The sequence below is a fragment of the Spirillospora sp. NPDC049024 genome, assembly GCF_040649235.1.
In the GTDB taxonomy this organism is placed as follows: Bacteria; Actinomycetota; Actinomycetes; order Streptosporangiales; family Streptosporangiaceae; genus Spirillospora.
Genome location: NZ_JBEZFD010000041.1, coordinates 1 through 22,702 on the forward strand (window position 1 = coordinate 1; position 22,702 = coordinate 22,702).

General features: G+C 71.2%; 20 protein-coding genes. 10 read left to right on the forward strand and 10 right to left on the reverse strand.

Annotated elements, in window-relative coordinates:
* Positions 1–489 precede the first annotated feature (489 nt).
* From AB0C21_RS41675 to AB0C21_RS41685, 3 genes are all read right to left on the reverse strand, one after another.
* On the reverse strand, positions 490–1,287 hold the full coding sequence (locus tag AB0C21_RS41675) for a hypothetical protein (RefSeq protein WP_500211886.1): 798 nt from the start codon (positions 1,285–1,287) through the stop codon (positions 490–492).
* Positions 1,288–3,412: 2,125 nt separating this feature from the next.
* Positions 3,413–4,075 (reverse strand): phosphotransferase, encoded by a 663-nt coding sequence (locus AB0C21_RS41680; protein ID WP_500211887.1) that lies wholly within the window; start codon positions 4,073–4,075, stop codon positions 3,413–3,415.
* A 1,009-nt stretch (positions 4,076–5,084) separates the two neighbouring features.
* Complete coding sequence (locus AB0C21_RS41685) at positions 5,085–6,035, reverse strand: hypothetical protein (RefSeq protein ID WP_500211889.1); 951 nt, start codon at positions 6,033–6,035, stop codon at positions 5,085–5,087.
* 445 nt (positions 6,036–6,480) lie between these two features.
* On the opposite strand from AB0C21_RS41685, the gene AB0C21_RS41690 reads away from it, so the two are divergent.
* The gene (locus AB0C21_RS41690; protein ID WP_021594883.1) at positions 6,481–6,693 is read left to right on the forward strand and encodes a helix-turn-helix domain-containing protein; all 213 of its coding nucleotides are present in this window, start codon (positions 6,481–6,483) and stop codon (positions 6,691–6,693) included.
* An 82-nt stretch (positions 6,694–6,775) separates the two neighbouring features.
* Here AB0C21_RS41690 and AB0C21_RS41695 read toward each other — a convergent pair whose 3' ends face one another.
* Positions 6,776–8,209 (reverse strand): DUF2786 domain-containing protein, encoded by a 1,434-nt coding sequence (locus tag AB0C21_RS41695; protein WP_500211891.1) that lies wholly within the window; start codon positions 8,207–8,209, stop codon positions 6,776–6,778.
* A gap of 372 nt (positions 8,210–8,581) precedes the next feature.
* On the opposite strand from AB0C21_RS41695, the gene AB0C21_RS41700 reads away from it, so the two are divergent.
* The gene (locus AB0C21_RS41700; protein ID WP_500211893.1) at positions 8,582–8,851 is read left to right on the forward strand and encodes a hypothetical protein; all 270 of its coding nucleotides are present in this window, start codon (positions 8,582–8,584) and stop codon (positions 8,849–8,851) included.
* 77 nt (positions 8,852–8,928) lie between these two features.
* Here AB0C21_RS41700 and AB0C21_RS41705 read toward each other — a convergent pair whose 3' ends face one another.
* Positions 8,929–10,023: a winged helix DNA-binding domain-containing protein gene (locus AB0C21_RS41705; protein ID WP_500211895.1), complete on the reverse strand. Its 1,095-nt coding sequence runs from the start codon at positions 10,021–10,023 to the stop codon at positions 8,929–8,931.
* Between the two features lie 484 nt (positions 10,024–10,507).
* Between AB0C21_RS41705 and AB0C21_RS41710 the strand changes: the two genes are divergently transcribed.
* Together AB0C21_RS41710 and AB0C21_RS41715 are read left to right on the forward strand one after the other, a co-directional pair.
* Positions 10,508–10,960: a hypothetical protein gene (locus tag AB0C21_RS41710; protein ID WP_500211897.1), complete on the forward strand. Its 453-nt coding sequence runs from the start codon at positions 10,508–10,510 to the stop codon at positions 10,958–10,960.
* A 1,073-nt stretch (positions 10,961–12,033) separates the two neighbouring features.
* Entirely contained in the window at positions 12,034–12,732 is a 699-nt protein-coding gene (locus tag AB0C21_RS41715; protein WP_500211899.1) for an RlpA-like double-psi beta-barrel domain-containing protein, read from the forward strand.
* A 30-nt stretch (positions 12,733–12,762) separates the two neighbouring features.
* On the opposite strand, the gene AB0C21_RS41720 is transcribed toward AB0C21_RS41715, so the two are convergent.
* From AB0C21_RS41720 to AB0C21_RS41735, 4 genes are all read right to left on the reverse strand, one after another.
* Positions 12,763–13,182: an IclR family transcriptional regulator domain-containing protein gene (locus AB0C21_RS41720; RefSeq protein WP_500211901.1), complete on the reverse strand. Its 420-nt coding sequence runs from the start codon at positions 13,180–13,182 to the stop codon at positions 12,763–12,765.
* A 112-nt stretch (positions 13,183–13,294) separates the two neighbouring features.
* A complete protein-coding gene (locus AB0C21_RS41725; RefSeq protein ID WP_500211902.1) occupies positions 13,295–14,233 on the reverse strand; it encodes a TIGR03621 family F420-dependent LLM class oxidoreductase in 939 nt (312 codons plus the stop codon).
* Between the two features lie 186 nt (positions 14,234–14,419).
* On the reverse strand, positions 14,420–14,926 hold the full coding sequence (locus tag AB0C21_RS41730; RefSeq protein ID WP_500211903.1) for a GNAT family N-acetyltransferase: 507 nt from the start codon (positions 14,924–14,926) through the stop codon (positions 14,420–14,422).
* A gap of 57 nt (positions 14,927–14,983) precedes the next feature.
* Positions 14,984–16,048 carry a phosphotransferase family protein gene (locus tag AB0C21_RS41735; RefSeq protein ID WP_500211904.1) on the reverse strand — a complete coding sequence of 355 codons (1,065 nt, stop codon included), beginning with the start codon at positions 16,046–16,048 and terminating at the stop codon, positions 14,984–14,986.
* Between the two features lie 106 nt (positions 16,049–16,154).
* Between AB0C21_RS41735 and AB0C21_RS41740 the strand changes: the two genes are divergently transcribed.
* The 6 genes from AB0C21_RS41740 (at position 16,155) to AB0C21_RS41765 (ending at position 21,875) form a co-directional block, all read left to right on the forward strand.
* Complete coding sequence (locus AB0C21_RS41740) at positions 16,155–17,447, forward strand: acyl-CoA dehydrogenase family protein (protein ID WP_500211906.1); 1,293 nt, start codon at positions 16,155–16,157, stop codon at positions 17,445–17,447.
* Positions 17,440–18,072, forward strand: coding sequence for a TetR/AcrR family transcriptional regulator (locus tag AB0C21_RS41745; protein WP_353821077.1), 633 nt, complete (start codon positions 17,440–17,442; stop codon positions 18,070–18,072). The genes AB0C21_RS41740 and AB0C21_RS41745 overlap by 8 nt, the downstream gene beginning before the upstream one ends.
* A 77-nt stretch (positions 18,073–18,149) precedes the next feature.
* Entirely contained in the window at positions 18,150–18,512 is a 363-nt protein-coding gene (locus AB0C21_RS41750; protein ID WP_500211907.1) for a VOC family protein, read from the forward strand.
* 74 nt (positions 18,513–18,586) lie between these two features.
* Positions 18,587–19,147 (forward strand): hypothetical protein, encoded by a 561-nt coding sequence (locus AB0C21_RS41755; protein WP_500211909.1) that lies wholly within the window; start codon positions 18,587–18,589, stop codon positions 19,145–19,147.
* Positions 19,148–19,293: 146 nt separating this feature from the next.
* Positions 19,294–20,736, forward strand: coding sequence for a hypothetical protein (locus AB0C21_RS41760; protein ID WP_500211911.1), 1,443 nt, complete (start codon positions 19,294–19,296; stop codon positions 20,734–20,736).
* Positions 20,733–21,875 (forward strand): ARPP-2 domain-containing protein, encoded by a 1,143-nt coding sequence (locus AB0C21_RS41765; protein WP_500211912.1) that lies wholly within the window; start codon positions 20,733–20,735, stop codon positions 21,873–21,875. Before AB0C21_RS41760 ends, AB0C21_RS41765 begins: the two co-directional genes overlap by 4 nt.
* Here the strand turns inward: AB0C21_RS41765 and AB0C21_RS41770 are convergent.
* A complete protein-coding gene (locus AB0C21_RS41770) occupies positions 21,868–22,680 on the reverse strand; it encodes a PIG-L family deacetylase (RefSeq protein ID WP_500211913.1) in 813 nt (270 codons plus the stop codon). The genes AB0C21_RS41765 and AB0C21_RS41770 overlap by 8 nt on opposite strands.
* Positions 22,681–22,702 lie beyond the last annotated feature (22 nt).

The following is a 22,702-nucleotide window of genomic DNA, read 5'->3' on the forward strand; positions in this document are numbered from 1 at the left end:
TGGTGGGAGGTCCCGTTGTGAGGTGTGCCCTTTGTGGAGGTGCGGCGGGTGCGGGAGTGGGTCGGCGCTGCCTGTCGCCGGTGAGCGGCCCTGCCTGTCGCCGGTGAGCGGCCCTGCCCGCTCGGCCCTGACGGTTGGTGGGAGGTCCCGTTGTGAGGTGTGCCCTTTGTGGAGGTGCGGCGGGTGCGGGAGTGGGTCGGCGCTGCCTGTCGCCGGTGAGCGGCCCTGCCCGCTCGGCCCTGACGGTTCGGGGGAGGCGCCCGTATGAGGTGCGCCATCTTTGGAGGCGTGGCGGGCCGGGGAGTAGGAGGCGCTACCTATCGCGGTGAGCAGCTTCACCTTCTCCGGCCGTGACTCGATCTTGTTTCGGTCAGAGGCGAGCGGCTGCCGGGTGGCCTTTGCGGGTGATCTGGGCATGGGGGACGGCAGCGTTGTTCGGAACATCCGTCCCGCGCCGTCCACCACTTGCCGTGTGCAGGTGTGGGGGTGCTAGCCGCGCCGGGGGATCGAGCGGCGCCGGGGAGGCGGCTTACGGGTGTCCTTCTGCCGGGCCAAGGTCTTCAGGAGGCGGTCGCGGGCTTCGGTGCGGGACATCGCCGGGAGGCGGGAGGGGAGGGCGGACGCCACCGCGGGAGGGGCCTGGACCGCGCCTTCGTCGTCGATCGTCGCCTGGTCGCCTGTCCACGGGCCGAGCAGGACCGCGAACACGGCGCCCGGGTGGCGCTTGAGGAGCGCCGCGATCCTGTCGGCCTCCTGGGCGCAGTCGGCGACCAGAAGGAGACGGCGCGCGTGCGTGACGCCGCTCCTTTCGCGGATGGCGAGTTCGGTCTCCAGATAGGCGAGTGCCGCGTCGAGGTTCCCCGGGATGAAGAGCCCGGCCGTGTCGTCGTCGAGGAGCTCGTCCTCGGACAGCCCGAAGAGGCTGATGGCGTCGGGTCGCGGGACGACGACGAGCGAGTCGTCGGCGTGCTCGTCGAGCGCCGTCAGCGCCAGCACCCGCGCGGTGGAGCCGGCGCCCGGGCCCGCAAGGCCCGTGGCCGCCGTGCCGAACGGGTCGAGCAGGGGGCGGTAGGTGACGCTCACCGCCTGCGGGTCCGGGATGTTGGGCGCTGGAAGGGGGGACACACCTGGATTGGCGGTGGTGTAGATGCGGTGCCGGAACGGATAGCACATCGCCGCGGCGGCGGGGAGCAGGAGACCGAGAAGCAGGACCGGCTGCAGCGAGGAGGGCCGTGAATCGACCTCGTCGGCCTGCTCGCGGGCCGTCACCGGTACCGGTGCCGGCACCGGCGACGGCGCTGGGGGAGGCACCGGTACCGGAGGAGGTGCCGGAGGACGGCGCACCTTGGCGCTCTTGGGTGGGCGGGGAGGCGGGGGCGCGCTTCTCGGACCGCCGGTCGCGGCCGGGCGGGGCGCTGGCTTCTCGGGTGGGCGCGGCGGGGGTGCCCTGTGCTCCTTCTTGGGCTTTCTGCTGTCGTATCGGTCGAGCCAGTGAGGAAAATCCCGACCGTGTCCCGGCCGTCCCCGGGGCTTGTCCGGCATCGACAGCCATGGCCCCTTGCACTTGTGCGAGGCGAACCGATCACCGATGCCTATGGCGTGACGACAGATCGGCGGTCTGGGCCCGTGCGGCTCAGGGTCGGTTACGGCGGCCGCTTCGGAGGGGGCCGCCGCGCCGATACTGATGGCGCCGGCCATGGCGGTGCACCCCAGGAACCCGCAGGTGCAGCGGAGCCATTCGCTGAAGGCGACGGCGAGTTTGGGATGTGCCAGGAAACGGTTCATCTTCGCCCCGGGGGATCGCGTCGGTCACCGTGTGAATGCCGATCGTAGCTACTTCGGCTACGGAGCGTTGCACATTGCCCACAGTCGGCTCCGTCGATCCCGCGCCGCCGTCGCCGTGACGGCCACGACTGATATGGACGTCATATCCCAGCTCATCCCGAAATGTCGGTGCCTGCCCCTCGCTGGGGCGGCCGGACCGCCGGAGGGTCGAATTCCCGCGGATTTCTTAGGGATACGCGACGGGGGAAGCGTTGATGAGACATCCGCGGGCGATGGCACTTGCATGATCAGCACATGATCGACCTCCGTGAGGAGTTCCCCGGCTGGCATGCCGGGGTGACGGCGCGGTGGCAAAACTGTCACTCGCTGTCACTGCGCCCCGACGCACAAAATCGCCCACGCGCCCGGTGCTCCTGACGCGAATCGGAAAGCCCCATTCGGCATGTCCCGGGCGAACAGGGATTGGGCAAGTCATCCGGTCACGTGGCCCCTCGGTGGGCGGGGACGTGCGAGCAGCCAGACCTGCATTGGCGTGGCTACGAAAGTCGTCGATACGGCCGAATCGGGTGAAGGTGGATATTTCTATCACACCTGCGTGCTCTCATTGAACCACCTCATGAGGAGGGTGCGGACTGTCGATCTCCTGGTCGGAAACGGCCGGTCCGGACCGTGCGATAGGGGGTGCGCTTGGGGCTGAAGGTGCAGGCGGTCGACGTCGATCAGCAGCGGAGAGTCGATTATGGGGCGCTCGGCGACAGTGCAGAAAGCGGGAGGTTTGCGACCTTGGCTCCCAATCGGCACAAGCAGCGTTCTTCGGTCAGGAGTGCCGTCCTCAACAGTCGAGGATATGGATTCGAGCAAGCAGTCAAGGCCTGATGTTCGCCCACGCGGGAAGCGGCCGGTTTCTCCGATAAAGGCGCTGGCCTTTGAGGAGGGGAGGAGCCTGCACCGTGGCGGGTGGTGCGGAGCGTGATTCCTGCCTTCGCAGTCGATGCAGTGAACACGATGTTTCTCGGTGTTCATCTCATGGAGCCGGACTAGAGCGACAAACCAGATCCGCGCCAAACTTGTGACGTGCCGAGTCCTGTTAGTCGAGGGCGAGGTAATGCGGACCAAGGCGCGAAGCGCTCAGGGACGTGCTCGTAGCGGCGGCGTGGACGGCGGCAGCCGTCCAACATGGCATCGCCCGTTCCGTCCCCTCAACGCTGCATCCCGCCCGTAGGGCCTCGGCCTTAAGCGAAGGTGACACGGAGAGTGATGCCAGGCCGAACGGTGAGGTTCCGACAAGCGACAGCTCTGCCACATCCCGGTTCCGGCGGCGGTGCGGGAGGCCTGCGGGCGCGCCGTCCGCTCCGCCGCATCCCGGTTTCGGCGGCGGTGCGGGAGGCCTGTGAGCGCGCCGTCCGCGTGCTCGGTCGAGGGCCGGACTGGGCGGTCAGTGGCCGCAGGACGGGCAAGGGGCGCGGATGCGACGGCGCCGCCGCCTCGCCAGGCGCCCGGCGATCTCGGCGTTGGACAGGCCGGCGCCGAGCAGCCGGCGAAGATCTTTCCGGTCCTTGCGTCGCGCGGCGGCATCGGCAGGTTGTGGGTCGTGGTTGGAGCAGCCCGCGCGGTGCTTTTCTCGCCATCATCGTCTGCTAGCGGCGTCCGGTCCGCTTAGGGCGCGCTCGATGGCGGGGGTCATCGTGTGGAACCAGCGCAGCTCGTTGGCCAGGAACTCCAGGGACCCGGCGGCATCGGCCGCGGAGAGCGGCCACGTGGCGATTTGCTCCACCCTGGTCAGGACGCTCCGTTGCAGGGCGGAGACCAAGGCGGCTGGGCGATAGGGCAAGCCGTAGGCGTCTACGAACAAGCGCAGCCGGGCCGGCAGGTCGGGGATCGGGTCGAATCCGGCCTCGCGCAGGCGACGGTCGGGTGCCAGCGGCACGAAGGCCCACGCGGCCGCGGCCAACTCGTCCACGGGATCGACCGGTCCTGCGCTGTCGAAGTCGATGAACGCCGCGGGCAGACCGTTGCGGTAGACCGTGTTCCAGGGGCCGAGGTCGCCATGGGAGATGATCTGGCCAGGGCGGGGTGGGCAGGGATGAAAGCGGTAGGTGGTACGACGCGGACGGAATCCGCGCGATGCCTCGTGCAGGTCGCGGATGAGCCGCCCGGCGCAGATGAGTGCCTGGTCGCTGCGAGCGTGCGCGGGTAGCCGGTGCCCGCGGCCCGGCTGCCAGGCGGGATCGACGGCCACCTCTCCGCCCAGATAGGTCAGTACCTCGCGGTCTCCCTCGACGCCGAGCACGCGGGGAGCACCTGCAAAGCCCACAACCTCCAAGTAACGGAGGTACTCGTGGACTGCCTCTGACCAGGGACCCAGCGGGCGTATCACTCGCTCGCCGCGACGCACGACACCCTGCGCCATCCGGCCACCGACGAGCGGCTCGTCCTCGTCATCCCTCACGTCGCCAGCATCCCAGCCCTCAATGGCGCCGCCCAGGCAATGCCCGCGGCCACTTTCCCCACGAGCAGCCGCGCTCAAGGGCGCTACCTCGCGGTCATGAGCCTGGCCGCCGAAGGCGCCGCTCGCAAACGCTGGATGCAGCGGTGGAAGGCGGCCCCCAACGCCTTCGAGAGCACCTTCGAAGTCGCCCGGCCGCCGCCCGCAACTAGATCGTGTTTCAAAGTCCCGGCCCACTTCGCTCGCCTGGCGGCCCACTTCGCTCGCCTGGCGGCCCACTTCGCTCGCCTGGCGGCTCGCTACGTGACCGGGCCTGGGCGAACGCGGCATCGCTTCGCGATCTGCCCGGTTCCGCTCGCCTCCGGCTTCGCTCCACCGGCCAGGTCACGCGTTCGCGCGCGTGGCCGAGGGCCACTTCGAGACAGGCCCCAGCCCCCTGCGAGATCGAGTGTCACCGTTAGCTGGACGGGCCCGGCCGGCGCTGTCCGCAACTAGAACCCGCAAGATCGAGTTACGTCAGCTTGCTGGGGCAGTGGCGTTGATCGTCGTCTGCAGCCAAGATCAACCAGGCTGTGGCAGGGGGCGCTCCGGCTGCACCTGCCGCTTCTCGGGCTGGTTCATCTAGCGGCGTGAGTCCCGATCACAGCGGCCGGTGAGAGCGGCTTAAGAGAGGTCTGCACCGCTTCGAGTTGGTTTGCCGTTACCTGGACAGGCTCGAGAGACCTGGTCGTCGAGTCGGTTTGTGGTCGGTGGCTGGTGCTGTTCTAGGGCAGGGGCTGATCGGGGCTGGTTGACGGGCGGGTTGGTTGGGCTACCGGGTGGGGGCGGCCTGGGGGGTTTGGGGCGGGGGCGTTCAGGCGGCTGTGGGGAGGGCGGGGGCTTGTTGGGAGTCGTGCATGCCCATGGGGAGGGTGTCGCCCCAGAGCCAGTCGTTGACCGTGCCTTCGAAGTGGGTGGGCGGGCCCACGGCGATGAGGCGGGAGGTCAGGGGGGAAAGGTGGACCTGGAAGGGCGAGGGCGCGGTCAGGGGGACGCGGCGGGTGGTGCCCCAGAAGTCGTTGAAGTCGGTCTGGGTCAGGTCGAGGGCGTCGGGGATCGTGCGGTCGCCGACGGCCGGGCCGGTGGCCAGCCATGACCAGTGGTCGGTCAGGAGGCGGCGGGCGGTGGTGCGCAGGACGTTGAGGGCGGCGAGGTCGTGCGGGCAGGCGACGTCGGTGATCTGGAGTTCGGGGAGGCCGAAGCGCCGCAGGCCGCGGGTGCGCAGCCGGACGCAGGCGCAGCCGTTGACGCCTTCGGGGTCCCTGCCCGGGTCGGCGGCCGTGCAGCGGCCGTTGGCGCGGAACGGCGGCAGGACGTCGCCCAGCCATCGGTCGGCCAGCACGAAACGTGTCCGCTCCTGGGGGGACGGCGTCAGGACGTGGCCCGTGACCAGGTCGGCGATGATTCCGCCGGTGGCCTCGGCGATGGCGTACGCGGCGGCGCGGGCCACCTGGACCGCCCTGGGCTGGTCGGTGATCGGGGCGAACGCGGTGACGGCGGCGAACTGCTCGGCGTCGTTGAAGGCTCGCGCGAGTCGCCGATCGTCCGGGCGGGACGGCCTGATGTGCCACGGGTCCCAGCGAAGACCGGGGAGGGCCTCGCGGGCGACCTGGAGTTGGGGTGTGCCGAGGCGCCCCGCGATGTGGGACTGGTAGGGGCCCTCCGCGCTCCTCAGAAGGGTCGCCGGGTCGCCGGGGATGCTCGTGGCGGCCACGGCGAACCTCGAGGTCGTGGTCGACGGGACCGGGAATGTGATCGTGGCCATGGGACTCCTCCTCGCCTGTCGGGACCTGGCCAGCATGCGCGACCGTCCCGCCGAGAAGCTGTAGAACGCCGTTCTGTGGATAACTCGGCATCGGTGGGTCCTGGAGCCCGGGGAAACGCCGGTGCGGTCGGGGCTTGGGGGCGCTCAGGCCAGGGAGACGCCAGCGAGAGGTGAAGCAACGGGGGCTTCGGAGGCGCATGGTTCCGGTCTTGGGGCTCCTGGAGGGGGTGATCCGGTGGAACGACCGAGCGAGGACGGTATCGGACACGTCTGTCTAGTTCCGACACGCCGTTCACCACGGAAAAGACCAGCTTCGGCCGAATTCGTGGTGATTCGCGCGGCATCGACGGAGCAATCGGGGGGAATGTGTACGTTGGGGAGATCAACACTGCTGTGAGCTGCGGGGACGGGCCCCGCCGCCCAGCCTTGGAATCAGGAGGTCCCCGTGGCTCGAACACTGTCGAGGGGCACCCGTGTCACCGGTGCCGAACGCACCAGGCTCGCCGCCGAGCTCGCTCCGCGGTACGCCGCCGGCGAGAGCATCCGCGATCTGGCCGCCGAGACCGGCCGGTCGTACGGATTCATCTACAACGTCCTGAAGGAGGCGGGCGTGCCGCTCCGTGGCCGGGGCGGCAACACCCGGCGCAAGAAGGACTGACCCGCTCCCGAGCACAGCGAGACAAGGAAGAAGCGAGCACATGGCCGGACGTCCCCCTCGCCCCCCGGGGGGACCCCGCGCGCTACGGACCTCGGAAGGCTCCGGTGACCTCGGAGCGCCCGTCCAGGCTGGCGAGGTCGGCGGCCGCCCGTCCGGCGAGCCAGCCCTCATAGTTGGAGACCGAACCCGCCCGCCCCTTGGCGAGGTTCGGGAACATCGTGTCGACGGCCTGGTCGACGGCCTGGTCGCGCGCCGCCAGCACGGGAAGCAGATCCTTCCCGCCGGCGTCCGCGGCCGCCCTGTCCGCCGCTCCTCGCAGCCGCTCCCCGATGCGAACGGCGTAGGCGTTGAGGAACGCATGGCGGAACGAACGCGTCCGTGACCGTCCCCGCGCGTCGCGCCTGGGACCCGCGTGCACCATGGCGGACGTGGCCTGCACCAGCAGGGACGTGAACAAGATCTCCACCGCGGCCAGATCGGCCGGGAACCCGAGGACGGTGGAGAGCCCCAGCTCCCGGTGCCACACCGCACGGCAGTGGTTGGCCTCGGCCACCACCGTCAGCAGGACCGCCTTGGGCGCCTCGTAAGGACTGTCGACCGCGATGCGCCGTCCGTCTGGACCGCTCAGGTCGCCTGTCTCCGCCGCGAGCAGCGCATGGTCGATGCTGTGCCGCGCCATCAACTCCTGGGCGCGCGCGCTGAGCGCCTCCGCCTCCTCAGGGAACTCGGTCGACTCGGCCTTGGCCAGAAGAGCCCGGACCCGACCGAGGATCCGCTGATCGACCTCTTCCGGCCTCCGGCGCCTCCGCTGACCGGATTCGCCGCCGGCCCTCGGCGTCCCCCTATGGGCCTTCCCCTCATCGGACGCGCCCGTGGCAGTTCCGTCCGACCCGGCTCCTGGCCCTCCCGTACTGGACGGCCCTGACTTGGACCTGCCTGCGCCCGTCCTATTGCCCCCGGATGCTCTTCCGGTGGGCGGGCTCGTATCCGAAGTGCTCGTGGGAGGCGGGGTGATGGGGGGAAGCTTTGGGAGGGTTTCCAGGAGGTGGATGACTTCCAGGGCGCACGTGACGTAATCCGCGCGTTCAATGCCTTCGCGGTGGCACCAGTGGGTCGAATGGGAGCCGTCCGGCCACCACACGTCGGCTCCAAGCGCCGCCAGTTGCTCCTCCCACCGCTCGTCGACGACACCGGTGGGGTAGGTGCGCCTCTCGTCGGCGATGACGTCCGTGCAGAGCCGCGCGTGCTGGGCCGTTTGCCGACGTGTCGTGAAGCGCACCAGGTCGGCGGGCTGCCACCCGCGCCGCCAGGCGGTGCTGACGCCGTGCAGCAGCCGGTCGGTGAGGCAGCGGTCGGCGGCGCCCGTCCAGTCCGGGCCGGCGGGGCCGCCGGTCAGTTCGGCCACGAGCCGCCGAAATGCGGCGCGGTCGCCGCGGGCGAGCGATCGCACCGCCTCCTCGGCGGCGAGGGCGGCCGAGGCATCAGTCGTCGTGCCGCACCGCCAGGTCTTCCGCAACGCCACTCCCGCCGTCCGACAGAACTCCGAAGGACGATCCTGCCATCTGGCAGCAGCGAGGCTCGGCGTCTTCCGGCCGGAATGAGCAAAGGCTCGCTCGGGGGCGCCGGGGCGCGGGGAATGGGCGCCTCTTTCCGAATCATGTTCGGTTCGGCGTGGCCGACTGTACCGAACCGGGGTTGGACAGCGGAAGGGTGGACCCTCGCCACATGCGGACATGACACTATGAGCGTGGACAACTTCGAATAGTGATCAATCCGATACCTTGGTTGATTGAAAGATCCATGAGATAGGCGCAAGCTGTCCCAGACGTCTGGAATGCCCCGCCCGTTCCTTCCGACAGACCGACCGACCGCCGACAGGACACGACTGATGTTCGAGATCTGGGAGACGAGTGAGCCCGCGCGGCTCATCAGTGATGCGGGGAGCCTGAAGGTGGCGCTCGAGAAGGTCGACACCATGTGCCGGCTCAGGCACGACCAGGCCGCGGCGCATGTGGGCGAGGCAGGCGAGGGCTACCACTTCGAGATAAGGGACCACGCCGGCAAGGCCCTGGCGCGGCTGAGCTACGTCCCGGACACCTCCCGCGCGTACCAGAGCGTCGTGGTCGAGGAGATGCGCGGCCAGGACGGCGCCGGCTAGCCCCGGCCTCTCGACTCTCCGACAGCCCCCGGCCATCGCCCGGGGGCTGTCGTCTGCACGGCTCCAGGCGGGTCTCGTCACTCCTCGACGGTGACGACGGTCTCCTTGGCGTCCGGTTCCATGAAGCGCAGCAACGCTTCCCCTTCGGTCCTCAGCCCGTCGACGGCCGCCTGGGGGAGGGCCTCGAACGGACGCATCCGGAGCGTGGCCACCTTGCGCTTGTACTCCGTCTCCCAGATGCCGCGCGCGAACCCGTCCCACAGGAACACGGCGCGAACGCGCAGGTTCTTGGTCGTGAGCATGGGGCGGTGGTCGTCGGCGATGACGCGCCTGCGGTCGGCGTGTGCGAGGACGAGGCTGTCGAACTCGGGCAGGAACCGCGCGGGGGCGGGGACGTCCTCGCCGGGGCGCGGCGCGTCCGGCAGGTCGAACAGTTCCCGGCCCTTGTCGTCGGTGAAGGTCAGCAGGCTCGGGCGAAGGCGCTCCAGGGCCTCGCCTGTCGTGGACAATCCCGACCACGTCTGCGCGTCGGCGGCGGACGCCGGACCATAGGCCGCCAGGTAGTGGAGCATCAGTTCGTCGACCGCGTTCACGGCGTCCGGCCCGGAGTCCAGCCAAGAGTCGGCCAGCGCGAAGCGCGACGTGCGCGGGAAGCCCCACCTGTCCTCGGTGGGCATCATGACCAGGGGCACGCAAAGGCGGACGGCATAGCCGAGGGCGCGTTCGTTCACTTCCGGGAACAACCGCTGCAACTCGGCGCGTATCTCGTTGAACGTGAGCGGCCCCGCCTCCAGGAGGGAGCGCGCCGCAGGGACGACCTTCTCCAGGTCGAGTCCCTTGGCGCGGTCGCCCAGCACCCGCAGGCCGCCGTCCAGCATCGGTTGCATCGATGTACGGAACGCCGTGTAGTCCGCGCTCGTCACCAGATGCAGGGTGGCGCGCATCATCGTGGCGCGCACCAGCGACCGGCCTTGCAAGGCGGAGTGCAGATCGGACGCCTGGAACCCTTCGACTCGCGTCCACAGCCCCAGGAACGGCGGCTTGGGCTCCTGTGCCTGCATCCCGCAGAGCCGTCCCACCGCCTCGGCGGCGGGGATCGGCTCCCGTGCGAGCAGCATCTGCCGCGCAAGCGTGGCCCGGTTGAGGGCCCTGGTGCTGAGGGTCTCTGTCATCCGTCCAGAATGCCGTTAATGGCGCTCCGCATGCAGCGCCGAAGGCCATACGCGGGCGAGGCATCCCTAGAGATAAGTGATCCGGGGCGCCTGCGATGGATTCGCAGCGACGCGCTCGGGCCGAGATTGGACGCCCGGGCGGCAGCCTTCCGAGAACTCGTGGCGGACATCACATCCATCCGCCCCTGGGGCACATGGATCTTGCTCGGAAGCAGGAACCGTCTCCGTGTCCGAGGGGGCACGCACCGTGCTGGTCCTCCGCGGCCCTTCTGGTGCGAGTGCGGGGCCGACCGCGCCTATCTGTGCTGGTCAAGCCACTGTGGATGCCTGGAAGGCGCGGCGTCGAGTGATCGGGAACGAGCGACGGGGGCGGGGGTTACGGGGGGAATTTTCTTGAAATGCACGTGCATCAGCCCTTGCACCTGCACGCCATCCCTAGCAGGATTGCCCCGGACCCCCGCACGTGAACTCCCCGGAGATCGCGATGACCGCACACTTGAGCGACAGTGACCGACAGGCGCTGCGGCTGGCCCAGGATCTCCGCGAGGAGATGCGGGCGGCCATACCGCAGCTGCCGGCTCCGCCCTCGGTATCCCCGTTCGTCGATCAGACCGGGATGCCGAGCGTCCTGCTGAAGATGGACGCCGACACCGCACGCGCCCTCATGGCCCTGCTCGCCGAGCGCCGCAGCGCGGCCGCGGCGGAGCAGCGCCGGGCGGACGGCTCGCACGTTCCACCGCCCGTCCCGCCACCCGTGGCCCAGGCCGTCCCGGCGGCGCAGGGCCCCATCGTGGCGGCCATGCCGTACGGGGAGCCCGTCTACGCGGACGCCTCTTACGCGGAGGCGCCCTTCGTCCCGCCCCAGGCGGGCCCCGCCGTGTTCACCGGCGGAACCGGCCCGACGCCGCTCGTGCCGTCGGTCTACCCGACGCACTGACGAGGACGTTCCACCCGCGCGGCCCACGGCCGTGCGGGTCCGCGGCCGCCCAGCGCGGCCCGATCCTGTGCGGCCCGTCGTACGCAGTCTGATCAGGTGCGGTCCGATCGCGTGCGGCCGGTCCTGCGCGATCTGATCACCGCGGTCCGGTCCACCGCGGTCCGCCCTCGTGCCGTTTGGTCAAGTGCGGCCGGTCCTGCGCGGTCCGATCGCCCGCGACCTGTTCCCAGGCGGTCGATCATGCGCGGTCTGATCACTGCGGCCTGGTCCCGTACGGTCCGATCTTGTGCGGTCTGCTCACCCGCGCCCTGGTCCCGGGCGGTCGATTCACGGGCGGCCTGGGCACACGCGGCCCGGTCCTAGGCCCTCTGTACACGCGGGGTCCGGAGCGTGTGCGGCGCCCTTCGTCCTGCGGTCACGCGTGCGTCGTGAGTGGTCCGGGCTCGCGACCGCTCATCTCCGGCGCCCCCGCGTTCCAGGCTGTCCACGCGCCGGAGCGGGAGCGGACGGCCGGGCCATGCGCCCCAAGGCCATCGGCTTAAAGATCCTTTTTGCCATGGGCGCGGTGCGGCCGACTGGCCCGCAGCCCCTATGGGAAAGGCGCTCCGGGCCAGTTCCGGCTTAAAAGATCTACCTTGCCAAAGGTAAAGAAATCCCCCGTTTGGCGACAGCACGGTAATGCCGTATATAGTCATCCCCAGGTCAGGGTCAAAGAACCGTTGACCCGGCCAATCGCATAACCGCCGCCTCCCGCCCGCCAGGCGGGATCCCTTCGCCGAACGCAGCCGTACCATGCAGCGGCCGCGCACCGTGCTGGGCCAGTGAGCCCCCGGTCGGCATCCTTCCCGCTTCACCGAAGCCCGTGTCACCCGCACGTCCGAACCCGGTCGTGCGCGGCTGAGCGCGAGCGCGGTCCGCCATGCCCGTGGACCGTTCCAAGCGGGCCCTTCTCGCGGCGGCGCCTCCCGAGTCTCGAGTCTCGGAGCCGCTCACCCCTGCCCGGAGACAGGCGCGTGACCTGCGCGCCTTCCCCGTGCCGAGCGGCAGCCCTGTACCCCGAACGAAGGATCTCCATGCAGCAGCGAGCGATCAACGTCATCCTGACCGGCGTCACCGGCACCGCCCTCGCGGGCATGATGGTGGCCGGTGTCGCCGCCGCGAGCGATGACTCCGCTCCCAAGAAGCAGTTCCTGCCGGAGCAGGCCGTGGCCGCGCAGGAGCAGCAGTCCCCCAAGAGCCTCGGTGACAAGGCCGGGCCCACCGAGCTCACCCTGCCGAAGGCCCCGAAGGTCGAGGCCAAGGCCGACTCCAAGACCGAGGTGAAGGCCGACTCCAAGGCCGCGCCCAAGGCCGCCAAGCCCGCGAAGAAGGGCCCGAAGGCCCTGCTCAGCGGCAAGACGACCGCGTCCTACTTCTGGGACGACGGCTCCGGCGTGAACGGCGACACCGGCGCCCCCGCCGGCGGCAAGCCGATGCAGAAGGGCCTGTTCGCCAGCCCGAGCTGGCCCATGCACACCAAGGTCAAGGTGTCCTACAAGGGCCGCACCGTCACCGGCTTCGTCGGCGACCGCGGGCCGGGCGAGCCGTCCCACCGCGGCGTCATGCTCGACCTCGACACCTACACCTTCCGGTACCTGCTGGACGGCAAGAAGCCCGCCAGCAAGTACAACGCCGGTACCGGCGAGGGCCACCTGAAGGGCGTCAAGTGGGAGGTCCTGTCCTGGGGCAAGGGCCCCGGGAAGAAGGGCATGCCCCAGCCTTTCGGCTCATGATCTGAGGCGGCGGACCATTCGTGAAATGGCTCACAGGGTGAATGTGAGCCCGCCCACGATGGGATCGCAAGGCCTCTCCAGACCCGGCGCAGGGCTGCCGGTGCATGGAAACGGGGATTCCCCGGTATCGAGAGATCGCCGGGGAATCCCCATTTCCAGCGTGCCCGCGTTCTCACGCGCCAGTTCGCGCGACAGCGCCAGCGCCGCGGTCCGCACGGCCGGTGCGAGCCGGTCGAGGTCCAGCCGGCACGCGTTGCCGGTGATGGAGATCACGGCGATCACCTGCCGCCGGTGGTCGAGGACGGGCGCCGCCACGGCGGAGACGTCGGCCTCCGGCTCCTCCCGGTTGACGGCGTAGCCGCGGTCGGCGGTGCGGGCCGGCTCCCGCTGCCGGAGCCCCGGCATCACGATCGTGTGCGGGGCGTAATGGACGAGCCCGCCCGCGAGCACCCGCTCCGGCGGCCCGAGCGTGTGGAACAGCTCGCTCAGCAGCCGGTGCGCCGTCGGCTTCGGCAGACCGGTGCGGGGGCCTCGCCATGGACGCCGGCTTCGCCGCCCCCGCCTAGGAGGTCAGGAGCGGGATGACGGGGGCGAACGCCTCCATGACGGTGTCCGAGACCTGGTAGTAGGTGAAGCCGAAGCGGTCGCGGCGGGCCAGCATCTGCTCGGCGACGTGCTCGGGCGGGCCCACGAACTGGGACGGCATGCCGAGGACCAGCTCGGCCGACGACGTGCCCCAGCCGCGCGTGACCGCTACCTTCGCGGCGGCGCGGCGGGGGTCGGGGCCGAACGCGGGCGTCACCATCATGCTCAGCTCGACGTCGCGCTCTCCCGCCGCCTCGCGGACCCAGTCGACCTTGCGGGCGATGGTGTCCGGGAGGCGCTCTGAGACCTCGTCGGAGATCGTCCCCTCGGGCAGGGCGCGGGGGAGGATCCCGACCGTGTCGGCGTACCGGCCGGCGATGCCGAGCATGCGCCGGCTGCCCGCGCCCACGACGAGGGGCGGGCGGCGCTCCGGGCGCGGGAACACCGTCAGGCCGTCGACCGCGTAGTGCTCTCCGGCGAACGTGGTCTTCTCGCCGCTCAGCAGGCCGCGCAGGATCCGCAGCGACTCCTCCAGCCGCCCGACCCGCGTCCCGGCCCGGTCGAACGGCATCCCGGCGGCCTCGTACTCCTCGCGCAGCCAGCCCGCGCCGACGCCCAGCTCGAAACGCCCGCCCGACAGGTGGTCGAGGGTGGCGGCCTCCTTGGCGAGCATCACCGGATGCCGGAAGTCGTTGGAGAGCACCATCGTGCCCAGCCGCAGCGTGGTCGTCGCGGACGCGGCGGAGGCCAGCGCCACCATGGGCGCGAGCTGCTCGCCGAACGGCTCGGCGACGAAGTGGTCCCGCAACGTCAGAACGTCGTAGCCCAGCTCCTCAGCGCGGCGGGACGTCTCGGCCAGTTCCGCGCCCGAGCGGATCGACTCGCCCACCACGCCGAAGCGGAAGTTCCTGTGCATGTCCCAAGCCTTGCCCGTGGCAGTGCGGCTTGGCTGGCGGGAATGCGACATGAGGCTTCGACCGGCGGAACGAGGCGAGCGGCTCGGTCGCCGTCCGTGCGGCGTAAGGGCGTCACCGACTGCCCCGTTCGCACCGGTCACTTCCAGGCTGCGACGGGCCGCGCGGTTTTGCAAGCAGGGGGCCGCCTACCCGCCGACACGCTGGGACAGGACCCGCCCCGGCCAGTCGCCCACGGTGAACGCGGCGTCCGTCTCGAACCCGTTGCTCCGGTAGTACTCCACCAGCCGCCCGTCGTCGCCGCCGTAGCAGTCGACGCGCAGCAGGCCGACGCCCTTCGCCCCGGCCTCGTCCCTCGCCTTGGCGATCAGGGCGCCGCCCACCCCGTGCCCGGCGAACGCGCGGTCGGTGACCAGGAGGGTGATGTACAGCTCCGGCTCCTCGACCGGGTCGACGTAGTGCGGGGGCCCGGACGCGACCGCCATGACGCCGGCGGGCCGGCCGCCGACCTCGGCCACCCAGATCTCGTCGTCGCGGGCGATACCGGTGATCCGCTCGACGCGGCGCGGATCCTCCGACCACGGCTCGCTGCCCCACTGCCCCGTGCGGCCGTTGGCGGCGAGCCACGCCACCGCCCCGTCCAGCATCGCCAACATCACCCGCGCGTCGCCTGGCCCGCCCTTACGGATCTCCATCGCACCTCCTCGTGCGAGGGAGATCCTGGCAGTTCCCGATCACCGGCGCGAGGGGCCTCAGGAGCCGATGAAGCCGCGGGCGCGGGCGAAGAGGCCGAGCGTGATCGAGTGGAGCAGGTCGCCGGTCTCCTTGGGGGCCTTGCCCGCGAACGCGCGGGCGTGCGTGCCCTCCAGGACGATGCCGAGCTTGAAGCAGGCCAGCACCGCGTACCAGGTGATGGACGACAGGTCGCGCCCGTCGACGGCGTCGGCCCGCTCGGCGTAGACCTCGACCAGCTCCTCGGCGGTGGGCAGCCCGCCGGCCGCGCCGAGGGGACCGGCCAGGGCGGCGCTCTGGTCGGCGCGGTCCGGCCAGGTGGCCAGCAGCCAGCCGAGGTCCAGCAGCGGGTCGCCGATCGTGCACATCTCCCAGTCGACGATCGCGGCGACCTCCGGGCCGTCGAAGGAGTACATGAGGTTGGCCAGGTGGTAGTCGCCGTGCATGATCCCCGGGCGCCACGCCTTGGGGCGGTGCTCCTCCAGCCACCGGGCGACGTCGTCCAGGCCGGGGATGTCCGGTCCTGGGTAGCCGTCCAGCGCGTCGTAGGAGTCGAGTTCGGACATCCAGCGGCCCACCTGCCGCTCCAGGAAGCCCTCCGGCTTGCCGAAGTCGCCGAGGCCGACCGCCTCGTGGTCGACCGCGCCCAGCGCCGCCAGCGCCCGCGCCGCGTTCAGGCCCATCTCGCGCCGGACGGACGCGTCCCGGGCGTGGAGCTCTGGCAGCGTGACCGAGGCGTTGAAGCCATTGACGGGCGTCATCAGGTAGAAGACCGCGCCGCCCATGACGGTCTCGTCAGGGCAGGCCGCGATGAGGCGCGGCGCGGGGACGTCTGTCCCGTCGAGCGCCCCCAGCACACGGGCCTCGCGCCGCAGGACCTCGTTCGTCTTCGCGCGCAGGTGGCCCGGCCCCCGCCTGAGCACGTAGTCGCGGCCGCCGCGCCGGAACCGGACCAGCGTGTTCTGGGTGCCCCCCGTCAGCCGCTCGACGTCCTCGAACGGGCCGCCCGGCAGGCCGCGGCCTTCCATCCACCCGGCCAGGACGTCGAAGTCCACGAGGGCGCGGTCGATCTGCTCAGGCTGCACGGCGGTCCCTTTCCGACGCTTGATGTACCGGAGAGTAACAGTCATGCACTTGCATTACTTACTGAGGTACACCGATTATCGGGGGACACGACCGAGGAGGCTCGCCATGGCTTGGGACTTCGAGACCGACCCCGCCTACCAGGAACTTCTCGACTGGGCGGACGCCTTCGTCCGGGACGAGGTCGAACCCCTCGACCTGGTGCTCGGCGACCCCTACGACAAGGCCGACCCCCGCTACAAGCGGCTCGTGCGGCCCCTCCAGGACCAGGTGCGCGAGAAGGGCCTGTGGGCGTGCCACCTGGGCCCCGAACTGGGCGGCCAGGGGTACGGGCAGGTGCGGCTCGCGCTGCTGAACGAGATCCTCGGCCGCTCCCGCTGGGCGCCGTCGGTGTTCGGCTGCCAGGCGCCCGACTCCGGCAACGCCGAGATCATCGCCCATTTCGGCACGCCCGAGCAGAAGGAGCGCTACCTGCGCCCCCTCCTGGACGGCGAGATCTCCTCCTCGTACTCGATGACCGAGCCGCACGGGGGAGCCGACCCGACCCTGTTCACCACGCGCGCCGTCCGCGACGGGGACGGCTGGGTCATCGACGGCGAGAAGTGGTTCTCCTCCAACGCCCGCCACGCGACCTTCCTGATCGTGATGGCGGTGACGAACCCCGACGTGTCCGCCTACGAGGGCATGTCGATGTTCATCGTGCCCGCCGACGCACCCGGCCTGGTCACCGTGCGGAACGTGGGCGTCGGCGGCGAGCGCGAGGGCTCCCACGGCTACCTGCGCTACGAGAGCGTCCGGGTGCCGGCCGAGAACCTCCTCGGCGACGAGGGCGGCGCGTTCGCCATCGCCCAGACCCGCCTCGGCGGCGGCCGCATCCACCACGCGATGCGGACGATCGCGCAGGTCCGCAAGGCGTTCGACATGATGTGCGAGCGCGCCGTCTCCCGGCAGACCCGGTTCGGGCCGCTCGCCAAGATGCAGATGACCCAGGAGAAGATCGCCGACAGCTGGATCGAGATCGAGCAGTTCCGGCTGCTCGTGCTGCGCACCGCCTGGCTGATCGACAAGCACCGCGACTACAGGAGGGTCCGCAAGGACATCGCCGCCGTGAAGGCCGCGATGCCGAAGGTGTACCACGACGTCGTCCAGCGCGCGATGCACCTGCACGGCGCGCTCGGCGTGTCGAACGAGATGCCGTTCGCCGCCATGATGATGGGGGCGGAGGCGATGGGCATCGCCGACGGCCCCACCGAGGTCCACAAGATCACCGTGGCCCGGCAGCTGCTGCGCGACGTCGAGCCCGTGGAGGGCCTGTGGCCGTCCGGCCACCTGCCCACCCGGCGGGCGGCGGCCCGCGAGCGCTTCGCCGAGGCCCTGGAGCATGCGCTCGGCAATGAGTGACACACGGGAACGACTGCTGGACGCCGCCGAGACCCTCTACGCCGCCCGCGGCGTGGACGCCGTCAGCCTCCGCGAGATCCTCCAGGAGGCCGGCGCGCGCAACGCCACGGCCGTCCAGTACCACTTCGGGGACCGCGCCGGGATCCTGCGCGCGATCTTCGCCCGGCACGCCCCCGAGGTCGAGGCCCGCCGGCACGCCCTGCTCGACGCCTACGAAGACGGCGAGCAGGGCGTCCGCCCCCTGGCGGCGGCCCTTGTCCGCCCCATGGCGGCCCGCCTGGCCGACGCGTCGGGCCGCGCCTACCTGCAGATCTGGGCGGACGTGCTGAACCGCCCGGACCCCCTCGTCCCCGTCGCGGTCCTGGACGACCCCCGCGACAGCCTCTGCCGCTGGCGGACCCTGGTGGAACCCTTGCTGGAAGAGGACGCGGCCCGGCTGCACCGCCGCTTCACCGCCATCCTGTACGCCGCGATCGAGCTGGCCCGCCGCGCCCGCTCCGGCCCCCGCACCGACGACCGCCTGTTCACCAGCTACCTCGTCGACGTCGTCGCCGCGATCCTCGGCGCGCCGGTCTCCCCGGAGACGCGCCGCCTCGCCGCCGAACGCGACGCCGCCCGCCGCTGACCGCCGAGGTCACATTCGTCCAAGACGGCCGGATCCGCTCCCCGCAGACTGGGCATCCCAGAAAAAGGGAGGACGACATGACCAGCGAGATACGCCGCACCTTCTACCCGCTCATCCGGGCGGCCGATCCGGCGAAGGCGCTCGAATGGCTGGAGAGGGCGTTCGGCTTCGAACCCGTCGACGTCCATAAGGACGACAACGGCGCCATCGTCCACGCCGAGATGCGCTACGACACCGGCCTCATCATGTTCGGGCCCACGGGCTCCGCCAAGGCGGCCGTCTACGTCGCCATCGACGACCCCGACGCCCACCACGACCGCGCCAAGGCGGCGGGAGCGGAGATCTTCCGCGAGCTCACCGACCAGGACTACGGCTCCCGCGACTACGCGGCCCGCGACCCCGACGGCAACGAGTGGTACTTCGGCACCTACCGTCCCTGACCCGGACCCGCGGCCGGACGGCGCGCCCTCCGGCCGCCGGATCTTCCGCACCGGACCACTGGGATGATGCGTCGATGGCCTTCCTGCTGATCGACCATCTGGTCAGCGTCCACGAGCCGGCCGGTCCCGAAGAGGCCGTCGGGCTCTTCGACGAGATCGTCCGGGAGATCCTGCCGACCGGCCGCTCCGGTCAGGCATTGTGGATCCGTCCGCGAGGCGAGGGCGAGGACATCTCGCCCAGGACTTTCTCCCACCGCTACGACGGCAACGGCGAGGGGCTCCGTGTCGAGATCGACGTCGATGCCGACCGGGCCGCCCTGACCTGGCTCCCGGACGACTCCATCGCCGTCGAACTGCCGCCGGGCGACCCGCTGCGGATCATGTGGTCGCTCGACGCGCCGCTGATCACCGTGCCCGGCGGCAGGGCGAGGACGAGCGCGGCGACGGCCCGCCGCGCGGTGCTCGAGTACCTCACCACCGGCCGGCGCCCCCGCACCGGCATCGCCCGGACCCCGCCGCCCCAGCCCGCGCCCGCCGCCGAGGACGGCGCTTCACGCCCTCGTGATCATCGTGACGGCGGACCCGCCCGCGGTCCGTCACCGGACGCGGACCGCCCCTCGCGGCTGGAATATTAATTGGGGGCTTCGCGAAGAATGCGGTGTTACGGTGCGGGGGCCGGCCGCGGGACTTCGGTGCGACTTCCGGAACTTGCCTCTTAAGCGATGCTTCGCTGCTCGCGCCCCCATTCCCCGGCCGGCGCCTTCGACCGACCGGGGGAGTGATGAGCGAGACGTTCGCCGACCTCGTCGCGTGCGAGGACGTGCTGATGTTCGTGAACGCGGCGATCACCTCCACGGGGCAGCGGGAGTTCCACCACGGTTCCGGGGAGCAGCGGCTCAGCCTGGAGTTCCTGCACGAGTACATGCTAGAGAACTACCGCGACATGTACGCGGCGGTGCTCGCGCTGGACGTCAACGACCACAACGCGGCGATCATCGTCCGCAACCTGCTGGTGCGCGCGGGCGACGTGGGGGTCGAGCGGCGGCGGGAGGAGGGGCGGCTGATCGCGCGGCGGCTGGAGCGGCTGCCTCCGCAGCGGGTGTACCGGCTGTTCCGCGACCTGCGGCGGCTCGGCGTGAACAACCGGCGGACGCGCGCCATCATCCGCGACTGGATGGCCGGGCGCCGCGACCCGGCGTTCGACTCCGTGAAGTACCGGACGGCGGTGAAGGACGCGGTGCGCCACGCGCATCTGCGGCTGCAGGGCGAGCAGCCGGTGTTCCTGTTCGCGCCCTCCGGCGTCAAGGCGTTCCGGACGCCCCTCTACGAGCAGTGGCGGCGGGCGCACTACGAGCAGGCCGCGATCTACGAGCTGCCGTACACGGTCGCGGAGGGGTTCGCCGCCAAGCACGGGATCCCGCGCGACGTCTTCCTGGAGCGGATCCAGCACAAGCTGACGCGGCTGGAGCGGCTGCGCCTCCAGGAGAGCGCGCGGGAGGCGAAGGTCGAGGCCGTGCGGGCCGACCTGGGGGAGATGCCGCTGACGAGGCTCGCGTCGTACGTGCTGGCCCTCCCGCTGGACGAGAGGGCCCGGCGCCGGGCCGAGCTGTCGCAGGCCCTGCGCACCGCCGCGCGGCGCGTCGCGGGGGCCGCGCGCGGCTCGTGGGGACGGGTCACGGCCGTGCTGGACGACAGCTACTCCTCGCTCGGCTCGGGGGAGAAGCGCAGGCGTCCGCTGGCGGTCGCGCTCGCCGCGCACTACCTGCTGGAGACGCTCGCCAAGGAGTACACGCCGCTGTGGACGTCGGGACGCACCGACGAGCTCCTGGCGTACCCGTCCGGTCCGACGCCGCTCGGCCACCGGATCATCGACGCTCTGGAGACCGGGCCCGAGCGGCTCCTCATCGTCTCCGACGGCTGGGACAACGCGCCGCCGGGGCTGGCCGCGGACGTCCTGCGCGTCTGGCGCACGCGCCTCGACCCCGGCCACCGGCGCGCCCCCGGCCAGCGGGTCATGATCGTGCACCTGAACCCGGTGTACGACGCCGACGACTTCGACGTGCGGCGGCTGGCGCCGGGCGTGCCGACCGCGGGCGTCCGGGACGCCGAGGACCTGCCGACGCTGGTCGAGCTGGCCCGGTTCGCCGAGGGGCGGGTCGGCCTGCCGAAGCTGCGCGCGCACCTCGCCGACCGGACCGCACGCTTCCTCGGGGAGCCCGCATGACGTTCACGCTGGACGGGCTGGAGACGAGGCCCGCGCAGGTGTGGGGCTCGATACGGCTCGTCCCCCTCGTCCGCGACGAGCCCGTGCCCCACCTGCGGCTGCACCGGAAGGCGTTCGAGGAGCCGGTGACGGTGGTGGACGTCGGCGACGCCGCCTACGTCTCGTTCGTACCCCACGCCTTCGTCGCGACCTGGAGCGACGGCGACCAGACGCAGGCGGCCTCGTACGGGACGCGCCTCCTGGAGCGCGACACCCGGGCCGCCCCGCCGCGCATGCCCGTGCGGTTCACGCGGCGGATGGCCAGGAAGGCGGGCAAGGACCGGCTCCGCTTCCTGCCGCTGCACCTGGCCGTCGAGGGCTACCTGGCGCTGCACTTCGGCGGCCCGGAGATCGCCTGGGAGGAGTGGTCGCGCAGGGCGGTCGCGCACGGCCTGTCGCCGCGCTGCGAGGAGACCTTCCTCGGACGGAGGGTCCGCGGCCTGGAGGACGCGCTGCGCATCTTCGAGATCCATCCCGGGCAGTGCGGCGTGCTGGTGTACGTCGCCGACGCCCTCGCGAGCGCGTTCGTCGTGCCGCACCCGGACGACTACCGGGCGCTGCACCCGACGCTGGTCGAGGACCTCTTCGGCGAGCTGGTCTACATGTACGGCCTGCTGGGCGCGCCCGCCGGGGACCTGTCCGCGCCGATCGACGCCGCGGGGGTCAGGACGCTGGGCGACCTGCGCGTCGCGGCGCAGATCCGCGAGGCGGAGTGGGCGGCCTTCCACGACGAGGTCATGGCCGGCGGGCTCTTCGACGCGGACGGCTCGCGGCAGGCGGTGCAGTCGATGCACGGGTTCGAGCTGACGCGGTTCCTGCCCTCGTTCGCGCTGGGCAGGGAGAACCACATCGGCGAGGTCATCACCGGCGGGGACGGCCGCGTCGCCTACCTCAAGACGTTCCGGCTCTCGGAGGCGCAGGTCAGGCGCGGGTACCTGCTCAAGCGGCTGGCCGAGCACGACTGGCGGCTGGGCGCCGCCGCGGCCGCGCTCGGCGCCGACAGGGCGGGCCTCGCGCTGCGCCTCGAACGGGCCGGGTTCGGCCACCTGCTGCGGCAGGACGTCCTCGACCAATTCAGGGCGCAGCGCCGCGCTACCTGAGACCCGCGAACAGGTCGTCCTCCTGGGCAGGAGCCTCGATCCGGTTGTAGTGGCGGATGAACGACTCCGACGAGAACGCCGCCTTCTGCATCTCTTCGGGCATCTTCAGCAGGAAGATGTTCTCGCCCTGGCTGGCGTGCGCCAGCAGCGCGTCGCGCTTGGCCTCGAAGTGGGCGGAGACGTCCAGGGTGCTGGTGATCAGCTCGTCGGGGGTGCCGAAGTCCTCGGGCGGTTCGAAGCCGAGGTCGACGCCCGCGGCCTGGACGGCCTCGAACATCTGCTTGATGCCCGACCGCGGAATGGCCGTGTAGTAGAGCTTGTCGGGAATGCCGGTCTGCTCGGCGGCGGCGAGGGCGATCCGGTGGGCCTGGATGTGGTCGGGGTGCCCGTAGCCGCCGTTCTCGTCGTAGGTGACGACCACCTGCGGCCGGTAGCGCTCCATCAGCGCGGCGAGCCGCCCGGCGGACTGCTCCAGCGGGATGTTCGCGAACGCCGCCGGGTCGCTGTTGGTGGACCAGCCGTCCATTCCGGAGTCGCGGTAGCCCAGCAGCTCCAGGTGGCCGATGTCGAGCAGGGAGGCCGACTCGCGGAGCTCGGCGAGGCGGCGCCGGGCCACCTCCTCGGCGTCGTGGCCGGGCTCGCCCGGCTTCACGCCGCCGGAGTCGTCACCCTGCTCGCCGTTGGTGCAGGTGACCAAAACCGTGCGAATGCCCTCGGCGGCACTGCGGGCCAGCAGGCCGCCTGTGCCCAGCACCTCGTCGTCGGGGTGGGCGTGGACGGCCATGAGTGTCAGTTCTCGGGTCAATGGGGGCTCCTCAGCAGATTCG

Bases quoted from the DNA above. Each gene is read 5' to 3' on its own strand.
- AB0C21_RS41750 (WP_500211907.1), top strand. From the start codon at position 18,150: ATGACCAGCGAGATACGCCGCACCTTCTACCCGCTCATCCGGGCGGCC.
- AB0C21_RS41685 (WP_500211889.1), bottom strand. From the start codon at position 6,035: ATGGCCACGATCACATTCCCGGTCCCGTCGACCACGACCTCGAGGTTC.
- AB0C21_RS41715 (WP_500211899.1), top strand. From the start codon at position 12,034: ATGCAGCAGCGAGCGATCAACGTCATCCTGACCGGCGTCACCGGCACC.
- AB0C21_RS41755 (WP_500211909.1), top strand. From the start codon at position 18,587: ATGGCCTTCCTGCTGATCGACCATCTGGTCAGCGTCCACGAGCCGGCC.
- AB0C21_RS41710 (WP_500211897.1), top strand. From the start codon at position 10,508: ATGACCGCACACTTGAGCGACAGTGACCGACAGGCGCTGCGGCTGGCC.
- AB0C21_RS41705 (WP_500211895.1), bottom strand. From the start codon at position 10,023: ATGACAGAGACCCTCAGCACCAGGGCCCTCAACCGGGCCACGCTTGCG.
- AB0C21_RS41765 (WP_500211912.1), top strand. From the start codon at position 20,733: ATGACGTTCACGCTGGACGGGCTGGAGACGAGGCCCGCGCAGGTGTGG.
- AB0C21_RS41700 (WP_500211893.1), top strand. From the start codon at position 8,582: ATGTTCGAGATCTGGGAGACGAGTGAGCCCGCGCGGCTCATCAGTGAT.
- AB0C21_RS41740 (WP_500211906.1), top strand. From the start codon at position 16,155: ATGGCTTGGGACTTCGAGACCGACCCCGCCTACCAGGAACTTCTCGAC.
- AB0C21_RS41730 (WP_500211903.1), bottom strand. From the start codon at position 14,926: ATGGAGATCCGTAAGGGCGGGCCAGGCGACGCGCGGGTGATGTTGGCG.
- AB0C21_RS41745 (WP_353821077.1), top strand. From the start codon at position 17,440: ATGAGTGACACACGGGAACGACTGCTGGACGCCGCCGAGACCCTCTAC.
- AB0C21_RS41760 (WP_500211911.1), top strand. From the start codon at position 19,294: ATGAGCGAGACGTTCGCCGACCTCGTCGCGTGCGAGGACGTGCTGATG.
- AB0C21_RS41725 (WP_500211902.1), bottom strand. From the start codon at position 14,233: ATGCACAGGAACTTCCGCTTCGGCGTGGTGGGCGAGTCGATCCGCTCG.